Source organism: Pseudoalteromonas sp. MER144-MNA-CIBAN-0113, assembly GCF_040308965.1.
GTDB classification, from domain to species: domain Bacteria; phylum Pseudomonadota; class Gammaproteobacteria; order Enterobacterales; family Alteromonadaceae; genus Pseudoalteromonas; species Pseudoalteromonas tetraodonis.
Window position 1 is genome coordinate 14529 of the sequence record NZ_JBEOOG010000006.1, and the last position, 23073, is coordinate 37601.

General features: G+C 41.0%; 25 protein-coding genes and 1 pseudogene. 18 read left to right on the plus strand and 8 right to left on the minus strand.

Going from position 1 to position 23073, the window contains the following annotated elements; all coding sequences use genetic code 11:
- Positions 1-79 precede the first annotated feature (79 nt).
- Complete coding sequence (locus AAEY57_RS02680; protein ID WP_350606183.1) at positions 80-2572, minus strand: alpha/beta hydrolase family protein; 2493 nt, start codon at positions 2570-2572, stop codon at positions 80-82.
- 84 nt (positions 2573-2656) lie between these two features.
- On the opposite strand from AAEY57_RS02680, the gene AAEY57_RS02685 reads away from it, so the two are divergent.
- Entirely contained in the window at positions 2657-3724 is a 1068-nt protein-coding gene (locus AAEY57_RS02685; RefSeq protein WP_028835911.1) for a hemolysin family protein, read from the plus strand.
- Here the strand turns inward: AAEY57_RS02685 and AAEY57_RS02690 are convergent.
- The gene (locus AAEY57_RS02690) at positions 3721-4938 is read right to left on the minus strand and encodes an EAL domain-containing response regulator (RefSeq protein WP_350606185.1); all 1218 of its coding nucleotides are present in this window, start codon (positions 4936-4938) and stop codon (positions 3721-3723) included. The genes AAEY57_RS02685 and AAEY57_RS02690 overlap by 4 nt on opposite strands.
- A gap of 357 nt (positions 4939-5295) precedes the next feature.
- On the opposite strand from AAEY57_RS02690, the gene AAEY57_RS02695 reads away from it, so the two are divergent.
- On the plus strand, positions 5296-6312 hold the full coding sequence (locus AAEY57_RS02695; RefSeq protein WP_350606188.1) for a site-2 protease family protein: 1017 nt from the start codon (positions 5296-5298) through the stop codon (positions 6310-6312).
- A gap of 39 nt (positions 6313-6351) precedes the next feature.
- On the opposite strand, the gene AAEY57_RS02700 is transcribed toward AAEY57_RS02695, so the two are convergent.
- Positions 6352-7662, minus strand: coding sequence for a short-chain fatty acid transporter (locus tag AAEY57_RS02700; RefSeq protein WP_350606190.1), 1311 nt, complete (start codon positions 7660-7662; stop codon positions 6352-6354).
- Between the two features lie 170 nt (positions 7663-7832).
- Positions 7833-8780, minus strand: coding sequence for a chemotaxis protein CheV (locus AAEY57_RS02705; protein WP_350606194.1), 948 nt, complete (start codon positions 8778-8780; stop codon positions 7833-7835).
- Between the two features lie 166 nt (positions 8781-8946).
- Between AAEY57_RS02705 and AAEY57_RS02710 the strand changes: the two genes are divergently transcribed.
- Both AAEY57_RS02710 and AAEY57_RS02715 read left to right on the plus strand, forming a co-directional pair.
- Positions 8947-10014, plus strand: a complete 1068-nt coding sequence (locus AAEY57_RS02710; RefSeq protein ID WP_036955669.1) for a potassium channel family protein — start codon at positions 8947-8949, stop codon at positions 10012-10014.
- Entirely contained in the window at positions 10014-10205 is a 192-nt protein-coding gene (locus AAEY57_RS02715) for a hypothetical protein (RefSeq protein WP_013463775.1), read from the plus strand. The genes AAEY57_RS02710 and AAEY57_RS02715 overlap by 1 nt, the downstream gene beginning before the upstream one ends.
- A gap of 21 nt (positions 10206-10226) precedes the next feature.
- On the opposite strand, the pseudogene AAEY57_RS02720 reads toward AAEY57_RS02715, so the two are convergent.
- Together AAEY57_RS02720 and AAEY57_RS02725 are read right to left on the minus strand one after the other, a co-directional pair.
- A pseudogene (locus tag AAEY57_RS02720) lies at positions 10227-11254 on the minus strand (cytosolic protein).
- Between the two features lie 126 nt (positions 11255-11380).
- On the minus strand, positions 11381-11836 hold the full coding sequence (locus AAEY57_RS02725; protein WP_013463777.1) for an EVE domain-containing protein: 456 nt from the start codon (positions 11834-11836) through the stop codon (positions 11381-11383).
- 83 nt (positions 11837-11919) lie between these two features.
- On the opposite strand from AAEY57_RS02725, the gene tesB reads away from it, so the two are divergent.
- Complete coding sequence (tesB, locus tag AAEY57_RS02730) at positions 11920-12777, plus strand: acyl-CoA thioesterase II (protein ID WP_013463778.1); 858 nt, start codon at positions 11920-11922, stop codon at positions 12775-12777.
- Positions 12778-12829: 52 nt separating this feature from the next.
- Here the strand turns inward: tesB and plsB are convergent, their stop codons facing one another.
- A complete protein-coding gene (gene plsB, locus AAEY57_RS02735; protein WP_350606198.1) occupies positions 12830-15268 on the minus strand; it encodes a glycerol-3-phosphate 1-O-acyltransferase PlsB in 2439 nt (812 codons plus the stop codon).
- Between the two features lie 427 nt (positions 15269-15695).
- On the opposite strand from plsB, the gene rpsJ reads away from it, so the two are divergent.
- From rpsJ to AAEY57_RS02795, 12 genes are all read left to right on the plus strand, one after another.
- A complete protein-coding gene (gene rpsJ / locus AAEY57_RS02740) occupies positions 15696-16007 on the plus strand; it encodes a 30S ribosomal protein S10 (RefSeq protein WP_002957900.1) in 312 nt (103 codons plus the stop codon).
- A 27-nt stretch (positions 16008-16034) separates the two neighbouring features.
- Positions 16035-16670, plus strand: a complete 636-nt coding sequence (gene rplC / locus AAEY57_RS02745; protein ID WP_008108338.1) for a 50S ribosomal protein L3 — start codon at positions 16035-16037, stop codon at positions 16668-16670.
- A 17-nt stretch (positions 16671-16687) separates the two neighbouring features.
- Positions 16688-17293 carry a 50S ribosomal protein L4 gene (rplD, locus tag AAEY57_RS02750; RefSeq protein ID WP_008108340.1) on the plus strand — a complete coding sequence of 202 codons (606 nt, stop codon included), beginning with the start codon at positions 16688-16690 and terminating at the stop codon, positions 17291-17293.
- Positions 17290-17592: a 50S ribosomal protein L23 gene (gene rplW / locus AAEY57_RS02755; RefSeq protein WP_008108343.1), complete on the plus strand. Its 303-nt coding sequence runs from the start codon at positions 17290-17292 to the stop codon at positions 17590-17592. The genes rplD and rplW overlap by 4 nt, the downstream gene beginning before the upstream one ends.
- A gap of 17 nt (positions 17593-17609) precedes the next feature.
- Positions 17610-18434: a 50S ribosomal protein L2 gene (rplB, locus tag AAEY57_RS02760; RefSeq protein ID WP_008108345.1), complete on the plus strand. Its 825-nt coding sequence runs from the start codon at positions 17610-17612 to the stop codon at positions 18432-18434.
- Positions 18435-18449: 15 nt separating this feature from the next.
- Positions 18450-18728: a 30S ribosomal protein S19 gene (gene rpsS / locus AAEY57_RS02765; protein WP_004588689.1), complete on the plus strand. Its 279-nt coding sequence runs from the start codon at positions 18450-18452 to the stop codon at positions 18726-18728.
- 13 nt (positions 18729-18741) lie between these two features.
- Positions 18742-19074, plus strand: coding sequence for a 50S ribosomal protein L22 (gene rplV, locus AAEY57_RS02770; protein ID WP_004588690.1), 333 nt, complete (start codon positions 18742-18744; stop codon positions 19072-19074).
- A 12-nt stretch (positions 19075-19086) separates the two neighbouring features.
- Positions 19087-19788 carry a 30S ribosomal protein S3 gene (rpsC, locus tag AAEY57_RS02775; RefSeq protein WP_008108350.1) on the plus strand — a complete coding sequence of 234 codons (702 nt, stop codon included), beginning with the start codon at positions 19087-19089 and terminating at the stop codon, positions 19786-19788.
- Positions 19789-19800: 12 nt separating this feature from the next.
- The gene (gene rplP, locus AAEY57_RS02780) at positions 19801-20214 is read left to right on the plus strand and encodes a 50S ribosomal protein L16 (protein ID WP_008108352.1); all 414 of its coding nucleotides are present in this window, start codon (positions 19801-19803) and stop codon (positions 20212-20214) included.
- Entirely contained in the window at positions 20214-20405 is a 192-nt protein-coding gene (gene rpmC, locus AAEY57_RS02785) for a 50S ribosomal protein L29 (RefSeq protein ID WP_004588692.1), read from the plus strand. The genes rplP and rpmC overlap by 1 nt, the downstream gene beginning before the upstream one ends.
- Positions 20405-20662, plus strand: a complete 258-nt coding sequence (gene rpsQ / locus AAEY57_RS02790; protein WP_013463780.1) for a 30S ribosomal protein S17 — start codon at positions 20405-20407, stop codon at positions 20660-20662. The genes rpmC and rpsQ overlap by 1 nt, the downstream gene beginning before the upstream one ends.
- Before the next feature lie 319 nt (positions 20663-20981).
- Complete coding sequence (locus tag AAEY57_RS02795; RefSeq protein ID WP_350606204.1) at positions 20982-22184, plus strand: IS256 family transposase; 1203 nt, start codon at positions 20982-20984, stop codon at positions 22182-22184.
- On the opposite strand, the gene AAEY57_RS02800 is transcribed toward AAEY57_RS02795, so the two are convergent.
- Positions 22173-22655 (minus strand): hypothetical protein, encoded by a 483-nt coding sequence (locus tag AAEY57_RS02800; RefSeq protein ID WP_350606206.1) that lies wholly within the window; start codon positions 22653-22655, stop codon positions 22173-22175. The genes AAEY57_RS02795 and AAEY57_RS02800 overlap by 12 nt on opposite strands.
- Positions 22656-22798: 143 nt before the next feature.
- Between AAEY57_RS02800 and AAEY57_RS02805 the strand changes: the two genes are divergently transcribed.
- Positions 22799-22981, plus strand: a complete 183-nt coding sequence (locus AAEY57_RS02805) for a hypothetical protein (RefSeq protein WP_350606208.1) — start codon at positions 22799-22801, stop codon at positions 22979-22981.
- Positions 22982-23073 lie beyond the last annotated feature (92 nt).

The window sequence follows — 23073 nt, forward strand, 5'->3', positions numbered from 1 at the left end:
TATATTACAAAAAAGAATAATGAAATTACCTTTGTATTGCGCACTTTATATAAATGATTTTAAGTGCGCATTTAAATGACTACTGGCCGTACATTGAGTCCCACCATTGTGGTTCATTTTTTAACTTTTTATCAAAGTAAGCCAACATAGTGTTCCACCAATTAAAGCGCTTATCGCGAGCAAATATTTGATGATCGGCTCCTTTGTACTCAATCATTTCAACATCTTTATTTAGCAGTTTTAGCGCGGTGTACATAGTTAAGCTTTCACCTACTGGCACATTCGTATCGCTGTCACCATGAATAAGCAGTAATGGCGTGGTCACTTTATCGGCATGAAACACTGGGCTATGTTGGCTATAAAGTTCAGAGTTATTCCACGGGAAACTATTTTTAGAGGCTTCGCCTGAGTATAAATATCCCCACCATCCTTCACCCCAGTAAGAAGTTAAGTTTGAAATTCCCGCATGAGCAATAGACGCGCTGAACATATCGGTTTTAGTAGCAAGCAGCATCGTCATAAACCCACCGTAAGATGCCCCTAAATTACCGACTTTACTTCTGTCTACAAAATCATATTTAGCTAAAAATGCCTCTGTGCCTTGCATAATGTCATCGGCGGTATAATCGCCCCACGCATTGACATGTTGCGCTGAAAAAGTTTGTCCAAAGCCCGTTGCACCAGTTGGCTGTACCACATAAACCACATAGCCGTTTGCTGCCCATAAATTAAAAGGGTAACGCCCTGTAAATCCACGAGTCACAGGTGAGGTGCCACCATAGTAATAGACCAGAGCAGGGTGCTTTTTAGTTTTATCAATATTACTTGGCAAGTAAACACGACCAGATATTTCTACGCCACGCTTATTGGTAAAGTTAAATTCTTCAAGCTTAGGAATCGTGGTATTGGCATATGCAATCGGGTTTGAATCCCAGATTAACTCCACCTTATTTTTGCTTACGTCAAAGCGCTTGAGTTGTTGGGCGCTTGAAGCATTACTGCCAGAGAGCAGTAGCTGGGTATTGCGAGTATTTGAAAAACTAAACTGTTCTACAATATCAAACCCTGTATCTAACTTTTTAAAGCGTTGTTTACTCAGATCATATAAATACAGTGGTTGGGTGTCTTTTTCTGTCACTTTGATTAACGCATCGCCATTGCTTAGTACTTCCAATGTGCCAATCGCAGGGTCAAATTGTTTACTTAACGCCGTTACTTTTTTAGCGTTATCGGTTAGTAAATACAGCTGGCCATCATAATTATTCGCCAGCATGGTTTGCGGTAGTACTCTGCCTGCGCCATTTTTAAAATCAGGGCCTGCAACAACATAAATATTGTTTGCGGTATATTTCGCTTGATTAAAGGTTTTAAACTTACCTAACGATTTTATGCTGTTGGATTTTAATGTAAGTTCAACCAGCTCAGTCTCTGGATGGGTTGAGGCTTGCATGGCCATTACTGGACGACTTATTAATAGTTTTCCACGGTTGCTATTAGCATCTTCAAGTTGATGGCTTAATACGCCTTCGGTCAGGGCTTTGGTTAAACCACTGTGGGTATCGAGTAAATATAATTGGCTAACCGTACGGGCGTAAGACCAACGGTCTTGCAAGCCTTTATGATGTTTAGTGAGGCTATTGGTTTCTTCAGGTGATTTGGACCAGCTAAAAAGAATACTATTATCGTTGTAATAGCTAAAGTTGCTTGCCCCCTCAAGGCCTGAGGCTAAGGTTTTTATAGCGAAAGTTTTACGGTTTAACTGCTTTAATTCGCCGTTGAGTAAATAGACTAAAAATTGATTATCAGGACTCCAAGTGAATTGGCTAGGCTGCGCTTCTTCAAATCGGTATACCGTTTGGTTATTAGTATTTTTAAGCTCGGTTGTGGTAATGGCGTCGTTGCCTGTTTTATCGCTGTAACGCTTTGTTGTACTTAAGTAATGCTTAGCATCAGGTGACAAAGACAAGCCGCTAATAGTTGGGGCGTCAAACAATTGCTTAGCCGATAAGCGCTTGGTCTTATTTGTCGTTAGGGTCACGGCGTCAGTTTCTGCTTTTGGCACAAACTCTAAGGTGACATCATTCCAATTAGCAACCTGTTGAGCAATGACAATAACGGTGTGTGAGCCGTTATTTAAAGCAAGCTGATAGCGTTGGTTTTCACCACTTTGTTTCTCACCGTTAATAAAAACCTGGCCTTGCTCTATTCCTTTAATGTTTAAGGAGCCTTGAGTAAATCGGTTAGTTTCAATATTAAATTTAAGTGCTTGTAAACCGCCTAAAGTAAGCGCGTTAATTTTATCAAGTGGTTGCCACTTGTGCTTTTTACCAAACACAACAAAGCTTTCTTTGTTTGATTCAATTTGTGCAAGCAGATTATTGATAATCACGTCGCCATGCGGTGTTTGAAATGGCTTTGCTTGCATGTCTTCTGCAAGAGGCCCGATAAACTGAATTTTTGATTGATCGAGTGGGGCAGCTAATGCCGTTAAACTCAAACTACTTAATGTGAGTAGGGCTGCCAAGTGAGTAAAACGTTTTGCGTAACGATGCCAAGGTGCGCTTAAATTCATTGCTATGCCTATTATTATTGGAGATTTGGCCAAATATAGCATGTATTGTTATGATGCTCATATATCCAATTTAGAGGAAAAAAAGTGACACTATTAATCGTTTACATGGTTACAGCGATTGTGATTTCGTTTCTATGTTCTGTCATGGAAGCGGTGCTATTGAGCATTTCACCTAGTTATGTTGCGCTGCTTCGTAAAGAGCGGCCAGTACTGGCTAAGCAACTAGAGAAGCTAAAAAGTAATATCGATCAGCCATTAGCGGCTATTTTAACACTTAATACTGTTGCACATACTGCCGGTGCTGCGGGCGTGGGCGCACAGGCTGCCGTGGTGTTTTCAGATGCGGCTGTGGGGATTGCGTCTGCGATTATGACTTTATTGGTACTGGTGTTATCTGAAATTATTCCTAAAACGCTGGGGGCTAATTATTGGCGTGCTTTAACGCCTAGTGTGACTTATGGTTTACGTATTTTGGTACTAGTCCTTAAGCCTTTTGTTTGGGCAGCACAAAAGCTAACTAATTTGATGGGTCAAAAGCATAATGAGGCCTATTATATTCGCCAAGAAATAGAAGCAATGGCCGACATTGGTAGTGAGTCTGGGGCGCTTCATGCTGATGAATCAGAAATCATTCGTAATTTGCTGCACTTTAGGCATGCAAAACTAACCGATTTAATGACACCGCGTACGGTCATTTTTAAAATCCATAAAGACCTTACCGTTAATCAATACTTGAGTGAACACGGTTCGTCGTCATTCTCTCGAGTGCTAATTTATGACAAAGACGCTGACGATATCATAGGCTTTGTACATAAAAACGATATTATGTTGGCATATCATCGGTTAGGCACAGATTACAAAATTAGTAAGTTAGTTAAACCTATCTATACGGTACCGAGCACCCAAAATGTATCGTCACTATTACAAACATTACTCACTCAACGTACCCACATTTGCTTAGTGATTGACGAATATGGTGATGTGCAAGGAATTGTAACGCTCGAGGATATGATAGAAGCGTTAATGGGCTTAGAAATTGTGGATGAGCGAGATCAATCTACCAATATGCGCGCCGTAGCAAAGCAGCGTTGGCACCAGCGTTTAGCTGATAGTGAGCATATCGTCAGCGCCGACGATAATGAATCTCGTTAGCTGTTTTTTGTTTTAGCAGCTGTTTTTATCCAGTGTTGGGCCCACGAGATAAATTCAGCTTTTGCTTTTGGGCAACTAAATAAAAAGCCCTGTATAGCTAAATTTGTTTGATAATGCTTGAGGTAGGCCAGCTCTTCGGGGCGCTCAACCCCTTCGGCCACTAATTCAAGCTGCTCTTGGGTTGTCATATTAATTAGTGAACTGACTACCACTTGAGAAAACTTATCGGTTTCTATGTGGCTGATAAAAGAGCGATCTATTTTTACTTCTGTAAATGGCAGCTGTTTCAGTTGGTTAATATTAGTAAAACCAGTGCCAAAGTCATCGAGTGAAATACCAAAGCCGAATATTCTTAATCTATTTAAGGTTTCGAGTTGTGTGTAGCTTGAAAGGGCATGCTGCTCGGTTATTTCAAGCACCACATCACTGGGTAAAACATCATGTTTTTGTAGAAGCTGTAATAACTTATTGGGGCTGTTTAAATCATCTAACTGACACGGCGATAAGTTAAATGACAATTTCAAATTTGTACCCAGCTGCTCTTTTAGTTGCTTGATGTCACCACAGGCTTTTTCAAATAGCGTAAACGTAATGTCATTGATTAAATCGCATTGCTCAGCCAGGCTGATAAAACGGCTTGGTAAAATAACTCGCTCGTCTTTACTTGATACAATGCGAGCCAGCACTTCAACACTTTGTATTTGATTGGTGTTTATATTTATTTTAGGTTGATAGTAAGGTGTTATTTCATTATTTTTTAATGCGTTAATTAGTTTTTCTTTAGTGATTGGGCGCTCTTTTACAAGTGTGTGGCTGTTTAACTGAGCGATTTTGGTAAGTAACGTATTTACCTGATTGAGTTGCACAGGCTTAGATAGGTTGCCAATTAAATGCACATTGTGCTGTTTAGCGAGGTCAGCGGCTAGGCTGATTATTTTAGGGTCCATTTCAGAAATAATAACAATTGCACCGCAATAGCCTATTTCACCTAAGTTACGGATCAGCTCCATGCCATCCATTTCTGGCATATTAAGATCGGTAAATATGGCATCAAAATAGTTTATATCAGCTTTTACTTTTTCAAGTGCTTTAACAGGGTTTAAACAGGTGGTTGTGGTTTGTGACATTTCGAGTTCATTAAAAATAGCTTTCATGACAATCAAAATGGCTTTTGAGTCATCGACAACGAGTATGTTTGGTAATTTTGTGTGCATTGTTGTCCTTAACTTAACGGTCGTAATTTATATCCTTCTGTTTTAAAAATAGTCGCTTGAATTGTTTTTGTCAGTATTTATTGCTGTTTTAAATTTTAAATATCAGCAAAGTCCAATCGACAAATTATTCTATCTTACTCGTGTTTTTTAGGTGGGTAGGTATACTAGCGCCATAATTTATAATGGTTATAATACCAATCCGCAATAATACTTAATCATTTTGAGGGGGCAAGTCAGACGCGAGCTGCGTTAAAAAATTCTTCTTTAAAGCAACTAAATAACGAAGTTTTTGCCTTGCTATCGACTGGATTTTTCTGCCTCAAAATAGCGCCCCTAATTAAGCGAACTGATATAACAATGATAAAAATCGATCTGAATCTAGCCGAACAACCGTTTACGCTTATGCTAGATAAGCAACAAATTGTAAAAATATTTCATGATCAGCAAGCGATTGCATTTGAAAATCCACGTGAAAACTATGTTGAGTTTATGCTTGATGAGCAGCTAATTGGTATTGATAGCAGTGACGTTAACCAACAGAGTATTGCGCTATTTGTAGATAATCAGTTTGCCACTCAGCTGGCTTTACCTGTGGCGGCGCAAGGCGAATCTAAAAAAGGCTTTTTGGGACTTGCGGCGCTAGGCTTTAAGTTATTTAAAAGTGCTAAGGTGGTTAAAGTGGCGCTAGCGAGCGCATCGGTGGCCGGTTATGCTTGGCTGTTTACCATTGAATTTGCGTTAATGCTGATTGCTTGCTTGGTGGTACATGAATATGGCCACGTACGAGCTATGAAGTATTTTGGGATAAAAACCAAAGGCATTTATTTAATTCCTTTTGTAGGCGGGTTAGCCGTTAGCGACGATAAAATAACTACGCGCTGGCAAGATGTGGTGATCTCACTAATGGGCCCTGCCTTTGGTTTGTTTACCTCAGTGCTAGGTGTAGTGTTTTATTACGCTACAGAAATGGAAATATTTGCAGGCGTTGCGGTACTTAGTGCGCTGCTTAATTTATTCAATCTACTGCCTATTTTACCGCTAGATGGTGGGCATGTACTAAAAAGTATTAGCTTTTCAATGCGCTCATGGGTTGGTTTAAGTGTGTGCTTACTAGGTGTGCTATTTGGTTTATGGCTTAGCTATACGTTTGGCTTGATGTTGCTGGTGTTCTTTTTGTTTGTTGGCGCACTGGAAATTGTATTTGAATGGCGCGGCCGCCATTACTCGCATTTATTGCCATTAGATAAATATGGCCAAGGCTTTTCAACGGTCATGTATGCGCTGGTGGTTGCTGGCCATGTAGCAGTGATGATGCACTTTGCTGACTCAGAAAACGCCATTTTAAGCTTACCGATGAAGATTTTATCGAGCTAAATAAGTGCGGGCTGTAATATGAGTTACAGCCCGATTATATTAGTAAAAGCTTAATACCAACGAAATAAACACCCCAGTAATAATCAGCTGTACCACGCAAAAGCCCATAATGTCTTTAGCTTTTAATCCTGCAATGGCTAATACCGGTAATGCCCAAAAGGGTTGAATTAAATTAGTCCACGCATCTCCCCACGCCACAGCCATAGCAACCCGCGCCATATCTGCACCAAGCTCTTGTGCTGCAGGTATAACAATAGGCGCTTGTACCGCCCATTGTCCGCCACCTGAGGGCACAAACATATTAACGAGTCCTGCACTAATAAAGCTGTAAAATGGCAAGCTATCGGCATCCGCTATGGCTATAAAGCCCTGTGATATTTGTTGCGCCAGTCCAGTATCTACCATGACCGCCATAATGCCAGCATAAAAAGGGAACTGAATTACAATTCCTGCGCCACTCGGAATCGCTTGTTGCAAGCTATTAAGCACATTATGGGGTGTTTGATGCAGAGTGATTGCCATAAACAAAAACAGAGCAATTACGCTATTGAGGTTTAAGCCGCCACCTGCGATAAAAAAGTAATAGCCTAAGTAGGCAAGTCCGAGTAATCCAATGCCCATACCTAGCAGTTTGCTTTGCTCTAAATGTTGAGCAGGGCGTGTTATTGTTACTTTATCAGGTGGTGTGTTTTCAAGCAGTGAAGGGTCAATATAAACACTGTCTTTTTCACTCGGTAGCATGTAGCGATTAACCAACGGCATAATGATAAATAAGCCAATCAGAATCGCAATATTAAAGCCTGCGAATAAGGTTTGCTGTGTGCCAATAATACCCATAGTCGTCTGTGAAAAATGCCCTTCGCTGGCAATGGTGAGTGGTACGGATCCCGCCAATCCTCCGTGCCATACTACAAAGCCTGAATAGGCACTTGCCACTAATAGCCGATAATCCACTCGAGTCTGCTTAGCAATCGCTTTAGCAAATAAAGCCCCAATTACTAAGCCAAACCCCCAATTTAGCCAGCTTGCTAAAAGCGAAATAAATGTCACTAAAATAATGGCTTTTGGGGCCGTATTAGCAAGCGTTGCTAATTTTGTTAGTAACATACTTATTAAAGAGGTACTGGCGAGCATGTAGCCTGTTACTAATACTAACAGCATTTGCATGGCAAAGCTCAGTAAGTTCCAAAACCCGCTACCCCATGATGTTATTACCTCAAGTGTGGTTGCAGGGGTCGCTAAATTCGCAATGACTAAAGTAATAATGGTGAGCAAAATAACAAATATAAATGGGTCGGGTAAGTAGCGCTCGACGAGCTTGGTAAATGGACTGGCAACTTTATTAAGCATAATTAATAACGAGTTAGTGAAAACTTATTTGTTAATTAATCATGAAATCTTAGGATTAGCAAACACCGCTTTGAATAAACGCTCAGCAAGGCAGACTTTTTAAAGGTTGTTGATGAGGGAATGTCGCTAGCAAATACTTACCTTGGTCGGTATTTGCTAGTTATGCTCAATTAAGAATCACCAAGCACTTGCTTTAAGCGATTTTGTACTTCTTGAACGAGTAAGTCGGGCTGAAATTTTGATAAAAATGCATTACAGCCTACTTTTTCCACCATGGCTTGGTTAAAGCTACCACTCAGGGACGTGTTAAGCACCACATGTAAGTTTTTTAAGCGGTTGTCGTTACGTATTTCATAGGTTAAGCGATAGCCATCCATCGAAGGCATTTCGGCATCGGTAATCACCATTAGCAGCTCTTTTTCAACATCGCGTCCTTCATCAGCCCAGCTTTTGAGCATTTGTAGGGCTTCTAGGCCGTTACTGGCAGGAATAATTTCGATGCCAAGCTGCGATAACGTATCGCTAACTTGTTTACGTGCTGTTGGCGAATCATCGGCGTGCAATATTTTGCGTCCTGCAAATTCGTTTACTATGGTTTCATCTAACACCCCATCAGTAATATTGACCTCGTACTCAACTATTTCAGTGAGTACTTTTTCTACATCAATAATTTCAACTAATTGCTCTTGGCCATCACGCTGTACTTTAGTTAGTGCCGTAATATAATGATTTTTACCCACAGAGCTGGGTGGCGGCATAATGTCAGACCAGGTCATATTCATGATTTGATCAACCTTGCCAATTAAAAAACCTTGTGTGGTACGGTTATATTCAGTTATGACCAGATTACAATCTTCACCATATTCTTTTTTAGCCATAGAAATGGCTTGGCGAAGGTCAATCACTGGGATAGATTCACCGCGTATATTGGCTACACCGGTTACCTTAGGGTGAGAGTGCGGTATTTTGCTTAAACGGGGAAGCTTTACCACTTCTTTTATTTTAAATACATTGAGTGCAAATAAATGGCGGCTATGCAAATAAAAAAGTAGCAACTCTAAACGATTTTCGCCTACAAGCTGAGTACGCTGATCAACTGACGCTAAAACACCTGACATAATAGACCCATATTTTTCCTCATAACTTTATAACTATAGTTTACTCTTATTTTTCTTCATAACGAACCGTGAATATTTCGATTACAGTAAAACGTTGCTTAAGTGTTATCATGTGCAGTATCGTGTTACTAAATGATTTAAATAATCAATCGATTAACAAAAAATTATGCATCATATTTTCAAACGTATTGTTGTGCTGTTGCGCAGCCATATTGATCAGGTAAGTTGGCAGTCTGTTGTAATAGCAACATCCTTACATATGCTGCTTACTTGGTGCTTATTGTTAGTGGCAAATGAGCAGGCACTGCTTTCACCGGGTACTTTTTTTTACTACTACACGGTAACCACTTCAACGGTAGGGTATGGGGATTTAAGTCCATCAACTGACTTAGGTCGATGGATTGTCGCATTAATACAAATACCTTTTGGTTTGGCTTTATTTGGTGTCTTGTTGGGTAAAACAGGACAAACAGTAACTTACTTAATTAGGCGCGCTATGACTGGTGATAAAAACTTTGCTCACAGTAGCAATCATATTATTATTTTTGGTTGGCATAATGCTCGTACCAAAAAAATGATCGACTACATTTTGGCTGATACTAAGCGGACAGATCGCCGTATTTTATTAGCGGTTACTGAACAAATAGAGCATCCGTTTTTAAGTAATGAGAATGTTGATTTTGCTCGCCTAACCAGTTTCACCGATTTGGATGAATTAGAACGCGTTGCCATTCGCCACGCCGATAAAGTGATTATTGATGGCCAAGATGACGACCAAACATTTACCACCGCACTGCGTATTAGCCGTTTAGTCAAAGAAGAATGCCACATAAGTGCGCACTTTTTTGATGAAACAAAAGTTGAAATGTTATTAGAACATTGCCACAACGTAGAGTGTAGCAGTACTAAATCAGCAGAGATTTTAGTGCGCTCAATGCAAGACCCAGGCTCAAGTCGTGTACAAGAGGAATTATTATCAACCTTGCATGGTGATACGCAGTTTAGTTTACAAATCCCTAGTAATGTAAAAACCATGGAGTTTGGTAAATTATTTCATCACTTTAAGTACGATCATGATGCAATATTGTTAGGTGTGGCTCATAATTTAAGTGCAAAAAATATGGATTTAAATCCGCCTTTAGATTATGCAGTAAACGCCGGAGATATTTTGCATTACATTGCGCAAGAGCGAGTATTGAGTAATGAAGTTGACTGGCCTAGCTTGGAAAAATAATGACTGAAATTGCGTTTTTAATTATCGTTTTATGTGCTTACATTTTCCCTATTATGATAATCCTTAACAGTAAGCGTAGCCAAGGCCATGAAAAAAATGGCTGGCTAGTAGGCGCTATCTTCTTTTCGTGGATAGCGCTGATTCTTTACTTTTCGATTGTGCCCAAGCAAGGGCACGCCAAGAAAAAGTAAAGAATGAGTACCTTTTGTTACTTATTCTAATTGTCTCAGCTTATGCTCAACCAGCGGGTCGTCTGGCGCTAGCTGTTGAGCCACTTCTAATAGTTTAATGGCATCATTTGGATTTTCATCTTGATGCTTAATGGCTACGTCTATTAAAGGTTGAATATCAATTTTTTCTTGGTTCTCTTGCACGTGCGCTGCTTTTTCGTCGATTAAAATAGTGTGAGCGGTACTTAATAACGCTTGACGATGCGGCGAATTAGCATTGGCTTTATTAAGTTTTTTATAATAATCCTCTTTTAAACGCAGTGTTTTTGTTTGTAGCCTAAATTGTGCAATGTCGATTTGTTGATTAGCAATAAAATCAACAGCCACTTGTTTATAAAACCCAAACTTATTTAAATAAGTGGCATGGGTGCCGTGCCCCATCCCAAACACGCGTGAGTGAGCTGCTGGTAGCGTTTAGCGTGTTGGCGGTCAATGCGGTTGGTTGGGTCATAAATAATGTAGCCCTGTGCATCCCCTAAATCTAAATCATGGTAGTCACCTTGCCAGTCATATTGCTGGGCAATGTCGGTACTTGAGCGGTCATCCCAAGGGGCGATAAGTTTGTTTTTAGTGCTAACAGGATGGAAAAGCAGTACTTTGTCGAGTTTGAGTAATTTAGCAAATGCACCCACAGCAAAGCCGCCACGACTAAGTCCATAGCCTAGCTTGGTTTCAAAAGGAGAGAGTAGGGTTGATAGTTGCTCAATAAAAAAGATTAAATTGCGGTTACGAAACCAATTACTTTTACCCAAATGCTGAAACGCAATAATATTAACGTTTTGTTTTTGTGCTAAATGATAGCCCCAAGGTGCAAAGTCTTCGTTCAAATCACGCTCTTGTACATCAGTACCGGCAGGTGAAAAAGTAAAAAGCAGGGGTTTGTTGAGATCAACAAAGTGATATTTTACATACACATCACCGAGTAAATCCCCACCAGAGGTAGGTAGTTTTGCTTGCTTCTCATTATCGCTGAGAGTTAACCATTCATCTAACCAGTATAGTAATTTCATTTTTCCTCCAGTGCGCACAAGCCGCAGATCATAGCAAATCTGAGGGCATAAGAGAAATTGAGCCAAGCTATGCTGCGCTGGTGGAGTGCCTTTTTAATGGCAAAATGTATGTTACCTTTGCGACTATTAAGCCATGTTCAAGATTTCATTCCAGTCATTTTCGGTCACTGGCATGACCGATAAACGTCCCCCTTTTTTAAGAGCAATGTCTGTCACTGACTCATTTGCCTTAATTGCTTGCAAGCTCACTATGCTACTGAGATGAGAATGGTAGGTTACTTCCACCACAAACCAACGGGGGGTCTCAACGGTTGCTTTGGCATCATAATAATCGCTACTTAAGTCAAACTGAGTCGGATCAGGGTAAGCGGCTTTAGTGACAATTCCTATTCCCGCAACGCCAACCTGTTTACAGCTAGAATGATAAATCATCACTAAATCACCTTGTTTAACATCATCGCGGATAAAGTTACGCGCTTGGTAGTTTCGCACGCCTTCCCATAACGTGGTTTGTTCGGGTGCATACTTTAAGTCATCAATTGAAAAGGCGTCGGGTTCGGTTTTAAATAGCCAAAAAGCCATATTAGTTTTCCTCACTCAGTGTGTTGGTATTTTTCCAGTATTGTATAGTATCATTTAGAAATTAGGGGATTGAGGAAGAAATAATGAGCCAAGTATTAGATGATTTATTGTCGTTGTTATCACTTGAAGAAATTGAACAAGGTTTATACCGAGGACAAAGCCAAGACTTAGGTTTTAGAGCGGTGTTTGGCGGTCAAGTTATGGGGCAAGCGCTTTCAGCAGCCAAAGAAACACTGCCAGCGGGGCGAATTGTTCACTCATTACATTCTTACTTTTTACGCCCAGGCGATGCTGCAAAGCCGATAGTGTATGACGTTGAAACGATTCGCGATGGTAAAAGTTTTAGTACGCGTCGTGTTAGCGCGATTCAGTACGGTAAGCCTATTTTTTACATGACGGCGTCGTTTCAAGGTGATGAACAAGGGTTATCGCATCAAGCGACCATGCCAGATGTTCCTGCCCCTGAAGAGCTACGTTCTTCATTAGAGTTTTATCAAGAAAATGCACAGCATATTCCAGAAGCAATCCGTAATAAGTTTATTCGTGAAATGCCGATAGAAATGCGCCCAGTGAATTTTCATAACCCCTTTAAGCCAGAAGCCATCGAACCAGTAAAACATATTTGGTTTAAAGCCAATGGCGATATGCCTGACGATCAACGTATTCATAACTATTTATTAGCGTATGCGTCCGACTTTGAATTTTTACCAACCGCATTACAACCACATGGCGTATCGTTTATGCAGCCGAATATGCAAGTGGCGACGATTGACCATGCTATGTGGTTTCATCGTCCGTTTAGAATGGATGATTGGATTTTATATACTATTGATAGCCCAAGCGCGAGCTCAGGAAGAGGGCTGGTACGTGGGCAGTTTTTTGACCGCCAAGGAAACTTGGTAGCCTCTACTATTCAAGAAGGGGTAATGCGCCAGCGCTAATCCTAATACCCACTATATTGAATACCTTCAATATAGTGGGTATGGCTTTATTTTACTTGCATTGAGCGTGCACAATATCTGTTATTGACTGCCAAATGCGTGCCGGTAATAGCGTTTGTAGTTGCTTGTAAGTCTCGCACAACGCTGAGCTGCCTTGTAAGCCACTGTCTGATTCACTAATCAGCTTTTGTTCGCGTAGGTTTGAAATAAAGCTACTGAGTACCTTTTTGTCAAAAAACTCCGGCGTTTTAATGCCATGTAACGTACCCAAGCGCTGCGCCAGCACATAGCTTTCACGTTCAAGCTCTGCTTTTTCAATCCCTTGGCTGGTTTGAATAAAGCCAATCACAATCGCATAACGTTGCAAAGTAAAGCTCAATGCACGACCGAGCATTTCGAGTTTGGCAAAGCTATCGTTATTTTGAGTCACTTTAATGTTATCACCATCAAGCACAATTAAGCCTTGATCACTAAAGTTAGTTAAAATACGAGTAACGTAGCTCTCATCTAACTCTTGCAAGTACCACTCTTTAGCAAACAATGGATAAAAAGATTTCACCAGCTGATGGCACTGAGTTACGGTGCTTTGATGTTGCTTAAATAAATGCAGCGCCACTAAACTAGGCACCGCAAAAATATGTAAAATGTTATTACGGTAATAATTGAATAAGGTTTTTTCTTTATCGCTTATCGCAATTATTTCGCCAAACTCATCACTGATCACGTCAAACTTGTTAAGTTTTAAGGCATGTTCAAGTAGCTGCTCTGGTGTTTCATCTGGTGCGGTTATTTTACTGCTATAGCTGGCATCACGTTGCAATCGTAAGTAAAACTCAAGCTGAGCTAACAGCTTTGGCTTACTCAATGCCTGCTTATCGTTTACCAGCAGTATCATCGCCAGTAAGTTAACTGAGTTAAGTGCGGCGGCATTGTTAATTTTAACCATAACCTGATCAGCAAGGTTAGCCACCTGCGGCCCTAACCATTGTGGTTTTTGCACATCGGTTGCATGAATTGATTCACGCCAGTCAGGCTGGTTATCATTTAAATACTGATTGATAGAAATAGGGTCGCCAAAGTTTAAATAACCACGACCATAGTTTTTTAAATTTTTAATTGCTTTAAAAATACCTAATATCGACTCGCCTTTTTTATCGTTCCCAGCCAGCTCTTTTAAATAGGTATTGATTTCCATGACGTGCTCGTAACCAATATATACCGGCACAATAGATATAGGTCTGTCTATACCGCGCAACATGGCTTGCATTGTCATTGCGAGCATGCCGGTTTTAGGGGGGAGTAAACGTCCCGTTCTGCTGCGCCCACCCTCGGTATAAAACTTTACCGAGTAACCTTTGATAAATAACTGGCTTAAGTATTCTTTAAATACCGCTGAGTAAAGTTTATTACCAGCAAACGAGCGGCGAATAAAAAACGCGCCACTGCGGCGGAATATGCCACCGGCTGGGAAAAAGTTTAAGTTAATACCCGCTGCAATATGCGGTGGAACAAGCCCTTGATGGTAAATAGAGTAGGTCAGTAGCAAGTAATCCATATGACTACGATGACACGGCATGTAGATTATTTCATGGCCTTTGTTGGTTAGGTCATGGATTTGCTCGGTGTACTTTATATCAATCCCATTATACAGCTTGTTCCAAAGCCAGGTTAATATGCGATCGGCAACGCGAATGGTGGCGTCGCTGTAATTAGCAGCAATTTCATCAAGAAGCTTTAATGCGTTTTGTCGCGCTTGGGCTTGGCTAATATTTTTTTCAGACGCTTCAGTTTGAATCGCTTTTTTTATCGTTGGGGATGCCAGTAGTGAGCTAAATAATTGATCTCGAGATGGGATTTTAGGCCCTGTGGCAGCCAGCTTCTGGCGCTTAAAGTGTACTCTAGCTACGCGAAGTAGTTTATGAGGAAGTTCATTTACATCGGCTTTTTCGTTCACCAGTAGTGATAAATCAAGTGGTTGGCTAAAACGAATAAAGTTGTCTCTACCTGAAAAAAGTACAACAAATATTTTTCTAAACCAGCTGGGCGTAAGTGAGTGCGAAAGTAAAGTGCTCAGTCCTGGCTTCTCTTTACCCGGTGCTCTGCCCCATAAAATAGTCACAGGCACAACCTGCACATTTTTTTGGCCACTATTTAATAAGTGCTCAATGATTTGCTTGCCCTGATCTAATGCATTGGTAGGCTTTTCTTTATTACCAAATAACGGTGGTGGGTTTTTAATGCCAATAAAACGATCTAACGCTTGGTCACCTAACACTTGCTGCTCGGTTGGGTCGGGTAAACCATTTCGTTTACATACACGCGCGAGTGCCGCTAAATCAAAGCGTGAATTTAAACGCACTATATAAAAGGTCGGGTTTTTAGGGTTTAACTCAAATTGCTCTAACGGCTTTTCAGGCAGTACTTTGCTTTTAACAAACAAACGGCTAATACCACCAGAGATAAGATTTAAACCATAATTTAAAATACGCATTGACTCACCATAAGAGAGTAGTTACCCAAATCAATATGGGTATATAACAGCAAAATTAGCGCATAGGATAACATATTATCTAAAAAATCCTCTGCAGATTAATCGACAAGCTATGACATTATAGTGACATCATCACTTCCATTACGTTCACTATTGTTAAACTTGACTGTTATTTAAACGACAATTGCAAAGCAATTATGTCTAAATAGTTGTTGCATTTATCACCAGCATCATTATAATACGCAGGCTTTCAAAATTCCCTCGGGAACAAGAAAGAATAAATTAAGCTTGGATTTCAAGCTAATAAACAGGAGTTCCGATTTGGAACTCAACGTAGATATAATCTAACAACCGGCATCTTAATTATTAAGATTGTTTCGGTCGTTTTTTTATGCTCTTTAAATGCTCTTTATATTGAGGTTTAAGAATGTCAAATCAACGCATTCGTATTCGCCTAAAAGCTTTTGACCACCGTTTGATTGACCAATCAACGGCGGAAATCGTGGAAACTGCGAAACGCACTGGCGCACAAGTACGTGGTCCAATTCCACTACCTACACGCTTTGAACGTTTTACTGTACTTACATCACCGCACGTTAATAAAGACGCGCGTGATCAGTACGAGATCCGCACCCATAAACGTCTGATCGACATCGTAGAACCAACTGACAAGACTGTAGACGCACTTATGCGTTTAGACCTTGCTGCTGGTGTTGATGTTCAAATCAGCCTGGGTTAATCGGAAGATTAGAGAGGTTTTAGGAAAATGGCATTAGGTCTAGTCGGTCGTAAAGTGGGTATGACACGTATCTTCACTGAAGATGGTGTATCTATCCCTGTGACAGTTATTGAAGCGACTCCTAACCGCATTGCTCAGATCAAATCTGACGCAACAGACGGTTATAACGCGCTTCAAGTAACCGCAGGCACTAAAAAAGCAAGCCGTGTAAACAAAGCAACAGCGGGTCACTTCGCTAAAGCTGGTGTTGAAGCGGGTCGCGGTCTGTGGGAATTCCGCCTAAATGGTGGTGAAGGCGATTTTGAAGTAGGCGCAGAGCTTACGGTTGAATTATTCAACGAAATCAACAAAGTTGACGTAACCGGTACTTCTAAAGGTAAAGGTTTCCAAGGTGGTGTTAAGCGCTGGAATTTCAGCATGCAAGACGCTACACATGGTAACTCTCTATCTCACCGTGCTCCTGGTTCAATCGGTCAAAACCAATCACCTGGTAAGGTGTTTAAAGGTAAGAAAATGGCCGGTCAAATGGGTAATGAGCAAGTAACAACTCAGAACCTTGAACTAGTTCGCGTTGACGCTGAGCGTAACCTGCTTTTAGTTAAAGGTGCAGTACCTGGCGCTATCGGCGGTGACGTTATCGTTAAACCAGCTGTTAAAGCATAAGTCCTGGAGATTTAGTGATGGAATTAGCAATTAAAGACGCTTCTGGCGCTCTTGAAGTTTCTGAAGCTACTTTTGGACGTGAGTTTAACGAAGCATTAGTACACCAAGTAGTTGTTGCATACGCAGCAGGTGCTCGTCAAGGTACTCGTGCTCAGAAGACACGTTCTGAAGTAAGCGGTGGTGGTAAAAAACCATGGGCTCAAAAAGGTACTGGCCGTGCACGTGCTGGTACAATCCGTAGTCCAATTTGGCGTTCAGGTGGCGTTAGCTTCGCAGCTAAACCACAAGACCACAGCCAAAAAGTAAACCGTAAAATGTACCGCGGTGCGATCAAAAGCATCTTATCTGAATTAGTTCGTCAAGAGCGTTTAATCGTTGTTGAAAGTTTTGGTCTTGAAGCACCAAAAACTAAAGAACTAGTTGCTAAGCTTAAAGAACTTGAGCTTAAAGATGTTCTTATCGTGACTGAAGAAGTAGATGAAAATCTTTTCTTATCGGCACGTAACCTGTACAAGGTTGACACACGTGATGTAGCTGGTATCGATCCTGTAAGCTTAATTGCTTTCGACAAGGTACTAATTACAGCTGCTGCTGTTAAGCAACTTGAGGAGGCGCTAGCATGATCCGTGAAGAACGTCTTTTAAAAGTGATCCTTGCTCCACACATCTCTGAAAAAAGCACAATCGCTGCTGAAGAAAACAACACGATTGTTTTCAAAGTAGCAAATGACGCAACTAAAGCTGAAGTTAAAGCGGCAGTTGAGAAGCTTTTTGAAGTAGAAGTAACTGGTGTTCGCACACTTAACGTTAAGGGTAAAACAAAACGTACTGGCATGCGTTTCGGTCGTCGTAGCGACTGGAAGAAAGCTTACGTTACTCTTAAAGAAGGTAGCGAGCTGGACTTTGTCGGCGGCGCCGAGTAATAAGGGGAGTTAGAATTATGGCACTTCAAAAGTGTAAGCCAACTTCTGCGGGTCGTCGTCACCTAGTTAAAGTGGTTAACCCAGATTTACATAAGGGTAAACCTTACGCACCACTATTAGAGAAAAACTCTAAATCAGGTGGTCGTAATAACAATGGTCGTATTACGGTTCGTCATATCGGTGGTGGTCATAAGCAGCATTACCGTTTAATCGATTTTAAACGTACTAAAGATGGCATTCCAGCCACTGTTGAGCGTTTAGAATATGATCCAAATCGTAGCGCAAACATCGCTCTTGTATTATATGCAGACGGTGAGCGTCGTTACATTATCGCACCAAAAGGCTTAAAAGCTGGCGATGCAATCCAGTCTGGTGTTGATGCACCAATCAAACCTGGTAATGCATTACCAATGCGTAATATGCCTGTAGGTTCGACTGTTCACAACGTAGAACTTAAACCAGGTAAAGGTGCTCAAATTGCACGTTCTGCTGGTGCATACGTTCAAATCCTTGCTCGTGATGGTCAATATGTAACATTACGTCTTCGTTCAGGCGAAGTTCGTAAAGTTGAAGCTGACTGTCGTGCTACGCTAGGTGAAGTAGGCAATGCTGAGCATATGCTTCGTTCACTTGGTAAAGCAGGTGCAAATCGCTGGCGTGGTATTCGTCCGACAGTTCGTGGTGTTGCCATGAACCCGGTTGATCACCCACACGGTGGTGGTGAAGGTCGTACATCTGGTGGTCGTCATCCTGTGTCTCCATGGGGTAAGCCGACTAAAGGTGCTAAGACGCGTAAGAACAAGCGTACGGATAAATTTATAGTACGTCGTCGTACTAAGTAATATTGAGGAATAGCCATGCCACGCTCTCTCAAGAAGGGTCCTTTTATAGACCTACACTTGCTGAAGAAGGTAGAGAAAGCTTTGGAAAGCGGTGAAAAGAAGCCAATTAAAACTTGGAGCCGTCGTTCAATGATCATACCTAACATGATCGGATTGACCATTGCTGTCCATAATGGTCGCCAGCATGTACCAGTTTTCGTTTCTGACGAAATGATCGGTCACAAACTAGGTGAATTTGCACCAACTCGCACTTACCGTGGCCATGCTGCGGATAAGAAAGCGAAGAAACGTTAAGAGGGGAAGATAAATGCAAGCATTAGCTAAACATAAATTCGCCTCTGGTTCGGCGCAAAAAGCACGTCTAGTTGCAGATCAGATCCGCGGGTTACCTGTCGATCGCGCACTAGAAATCCTGGCGTACAGCCCGAAAAAAGCGGCTGTATTAGTTAAGAAAGTACTTGAGTCTGCTATTGCTAACGCAGAGCATAACGAAGGTGCTGACATTGATGAGCTACGTGTAACAACGATTTTTGTGGACGATGGTCCAACAATGAAACGTATTATGCCACGTGCTAAAGGACGCGCAGACCGCATCCTTAAGCGTACAAGCCACATCACTGTTGTGGTTTCAGATAGCTAGGAGATATAAGTAATGGGACAAAAAGTTCATCCTACTGGTATTCGCCTAGGTATATCTAAACCTTGGGTTTCTACCTGGTACGCGAATTCAAAAGATTTCTCTGCACAGCTTTTTGGCGATCACAAAGTACGTACATTCCTTACTAAGGAATTAAAAGCGGCTTCTGTGTCTAAAATCGTTATTGAGCGTCCAGCAAAATCTATCCGAGTAACTATTCACACGGCTCGTCCGGGTGTTGTTATCGGTAAAAAAGGCGAAGACGTAGAAAAATTACGTCAAGCGGTAACTAAAATCGCTGGTGTACCTGCTCAGATTAATATTTCTGAAGTACGTAAACCAGAACTAGATGCACAACTAGTAGCAGACGGCATTGCCTCTCAGCTAGAGCGTCGTGTTATGTTCCGTCGCGCTATGAAGCGTTCGGTACAAAATGCAATGCGCATCGGTTCTAAAGGGATTAAAGTTGAAGTTAGCGGTCGTCTTGGCGGCGCAGAAATCGCACGTTCAGAATGGTATCGTGAAGGTCGTGTACCTCTACATACTCTTCGTGCTGATATCGACTACGCAACTTCTGAAGCCTTAACCACTTACGGTATCATTGGTGTTAAAGTTTGGATCTTCAAAGGCGAAGTTATTGGTGGTTTACCACTAGTACAAGAGCAAGAGAAGCCAGCTAAACGCGCACCAAAGAAAGCCAAAAAAAGTGCTAAGTAGAGGTAGCGAGTAATGTTACAGCCAAAACGTACAAAATTCCGTAAAATGCATAAAGGCCGCAACCGTGGTCTAGCGCAAAACGGTAACAAAGTAAGCTTCGGTACTTTCGGTTTGAAAGCTACTGGTCGTGGCCGCATGACTGCTCGTCAAATCGAAGCAGCTCGTCGTGCTATGACGCGTCACGTGAAACGTCAAGGTAAAATCTGGATCCGTGTCTTCCCTGACAAGCCGATCACAGAAAAACCTCTTGAAGTTCGTATGGGTAAAGGTAAAGGTTCTGTTGAATATTGGGTTGCTGAAATTCAGCCTGGTAAAGTACTTTACGAAATGGAAGGTGTTTCAGAAGAGCTTGCTCGTGAAGCGTTTAACCTTGCTGCTCGTAAACTGCCATTCAAAACAACTTTCGTAACTCGGACGGTAATGTGATGAAAGCAAGCGAACTAAAAGATAAAAGCGTAGAAGAGCTAAATGCTGAACTTCTAGGTCTTCTTCGTGAGCAGTTTAACCTGCGCATGCAAGCAAGCACTGGTCAGTTAGCTCAGACACACACGCTAAGAACAGTACGTCGCGATATCGCGCGTGTAAAAACAATTATTAACCAGAAGGCAGGTCAATAATGAGCGATAAAATTCGTACTCTTCAAGGCCGTGTAATCAGCGACAAGATGGAAAAGTCTTTCACTGTTGCTATCGCACGTTACGTGAAGCACCCAATCTATGGGAAATTCATCAAACGTACGACTAAGTTACACGTACATGACGAAAATAACACTGCAAAAGCGGGTGACGTAGTTACTATCCGTGAATGCGCTCCAATCTCTAAGAACAAATCTTGGACTTTGGTAGATGTTGTTGAACGTCCAAAACAAGCTTAATTTTTAATTAAGTCTGTTTTATGAAAAGCCCCGGCATTAGCTGGGGCTTTTTGTTTGTGTTTAAAAAAGCTGTAAGTTTGAAGCTTTAAGTCGTCAGCTGCTCGCAGTGAAGTGAAGCGCCTTAGTTTGGGTTGAGACTTACAAAAACTTAAAAGGAAGAAAGCGGTGAATAAATATAAAAAATAGAACTTTCTTATAAAAGTTACACCCACTGATTTGCATTTACTTTGATTAAACAATTAATCTAAGTAAAAACCAAATTCGGTAGTGTTTAGAAATCTGTGTCATTTCAGTATTATTAAGAAAACAGGAGTGACACATGACTCAATCTTTCGACTTCAACAAAGCATTAGCTGAACTTCAAGCTGGTAAAGGCCTTACTGGCGAAGACGGTGTTCTAACACCATTAATTAAACAACTCACCGAAGCGGCTCTTAAAGCTGAATTAGAGCAGCATTTAGAATCTGAGACCCAAGTTAACCGTAAAAATGGTTCAACCAAAAAAACAGTTAAGTCATCCATAGGTCAATTCGAACTTGAAACGCCCAGAGATCGTTCAGGTTCGTTTGAACCTCAGCTTGTTAAAAAGAACCAAACCAAGTTAACGCCTGAAATTGATGAGAAAATCCTATCTATGTTTGCTTTAGGTATGAGCTATCGAGATATTCGAGGCCACATACAGGATATGTATGGCGTTGAGGTATCAGAGGCCACCATCACTGCCGTAACAGACCAACTGATACCAGAGCTTAAAGCATGGCAAGCGCGCAGCTTAGACACGCTTTACCCGTTTATCTGGCTTGATGCCATTCATTATAGGATTAAAGAAAATGGGCGCTACGTGAGTAAGGCTATTTATACCGTACTAGGTGTCAATATCGAGGGCCGCAAAGAGTTACTTGGTTTATATATCTCTGAAAGTGAAGGGGCTAACTATTGGCTATCAGTATTAACAGATTTACATAATCGTGGTGTATCCGATATTTTAATTGCCTGTGTTGATGGACTAAAAGGCTTCCCTGAAGCAATAGCAACAATCTATCCTGACGCCGAAGTGCAGGAGTGCGTTATTCATCAAATTCGTAATTCGATGAAGTATGTTGCTTCAAAGCACCAAAAAGAGTTTATGGCTGACTTGAAACCCGTTTATAAGGCAGCCACTAAAGATGCAGCAGAAGCCGCTCTTACCGAATTAGATGCCAAATGGGGCAAGTTATACCCTATCGTTATCGAGTCTTGGCGTCGAAAGTGGGGCAATCTGTCGGTTTACTTCAAGTATCCAGATTACGTGCGAAAAGCTATTTATACCACAAATGCAATTGAAGCTGTACATCGTCAGTTTAGACGACTCACCAAGACTAAGGGAGCATTCCCTAATGAAAACAGCTTGATGAAATTATTGTATGCAGGCATATTGAATGCCTCGAAGAAATGGACAATGCCAATCCATAATTGGAATCTGACATTGTCGCAATTGGCCATCCACTTCGAAGGTAGGTTAGATGGTGTGCTAGATATTTAGCAACTTAGGCTGACACAGAATTCTGAACGCCCTCCCAAATTCGTTTCTTATCCTTTGTAAATCTCCTTCCACGCTAATTTTCACTTCTTCAAGAATTAGGATTTCTTCCACAGCATCTTTAATCGTGAGATCTCTTTCTCTTTCCTTGTATTCAGCAATCATTTTGGCGAAGTTTTTTTGACCTTTCTTAGCTCTATTACCTGCTGACTCTATTCTTTCTAAATAATTTTGATCGACGTTAAGTGTTGATGATTTTACTTTTGCTAAGTTAGCTTCTTGTATAACATCATTCCATAGCGAATTTATATGTGCAGATGTAACTCTTATGATCCTTTTATATTCAATTAATTGGATTATTTCCGTATGTTGGCGCATGCGCCAAGCAATCATCGCACTAATCATTGAAACTAACATGCTAACTATAGCAATAACAGACGGTGCTAAGCTTACCAAAACAGAGGATGTGCTCATTAATTATTTCACTTTTAATAAATGTATATTTTGAGTTCTAAATTGAGCTTATCACAGTTTAAAATTGATATATTCACAAAAATTTTATCAGCTACTCTCACTAAAGTAGTTAATTTTTATCTAGCTATTTTAGTGAGAGTAGCTTGAAGTTAAAAGAGCAGGTTGATGGCAAGTGGGAATCTATTTCTTCCTTTATGCCGCAAATACCAAATGGGCAAACAGTGTATTTAAGCCGCACCTTTACAGATAAAGTATGGCTGATAAAAATTACAGGCAAACGCTACGAATCAATAAAGCGTGCAGAGCAGGCCTTAAATCAAAAGTAACGCCTGTTAATTTACCGTACAGTGTGTGGCTGCAAAAAAAGTTTAATATAAGTTTGCTGGTAAAGTGTGGCGGGCACGTTAGTATGCGCTAA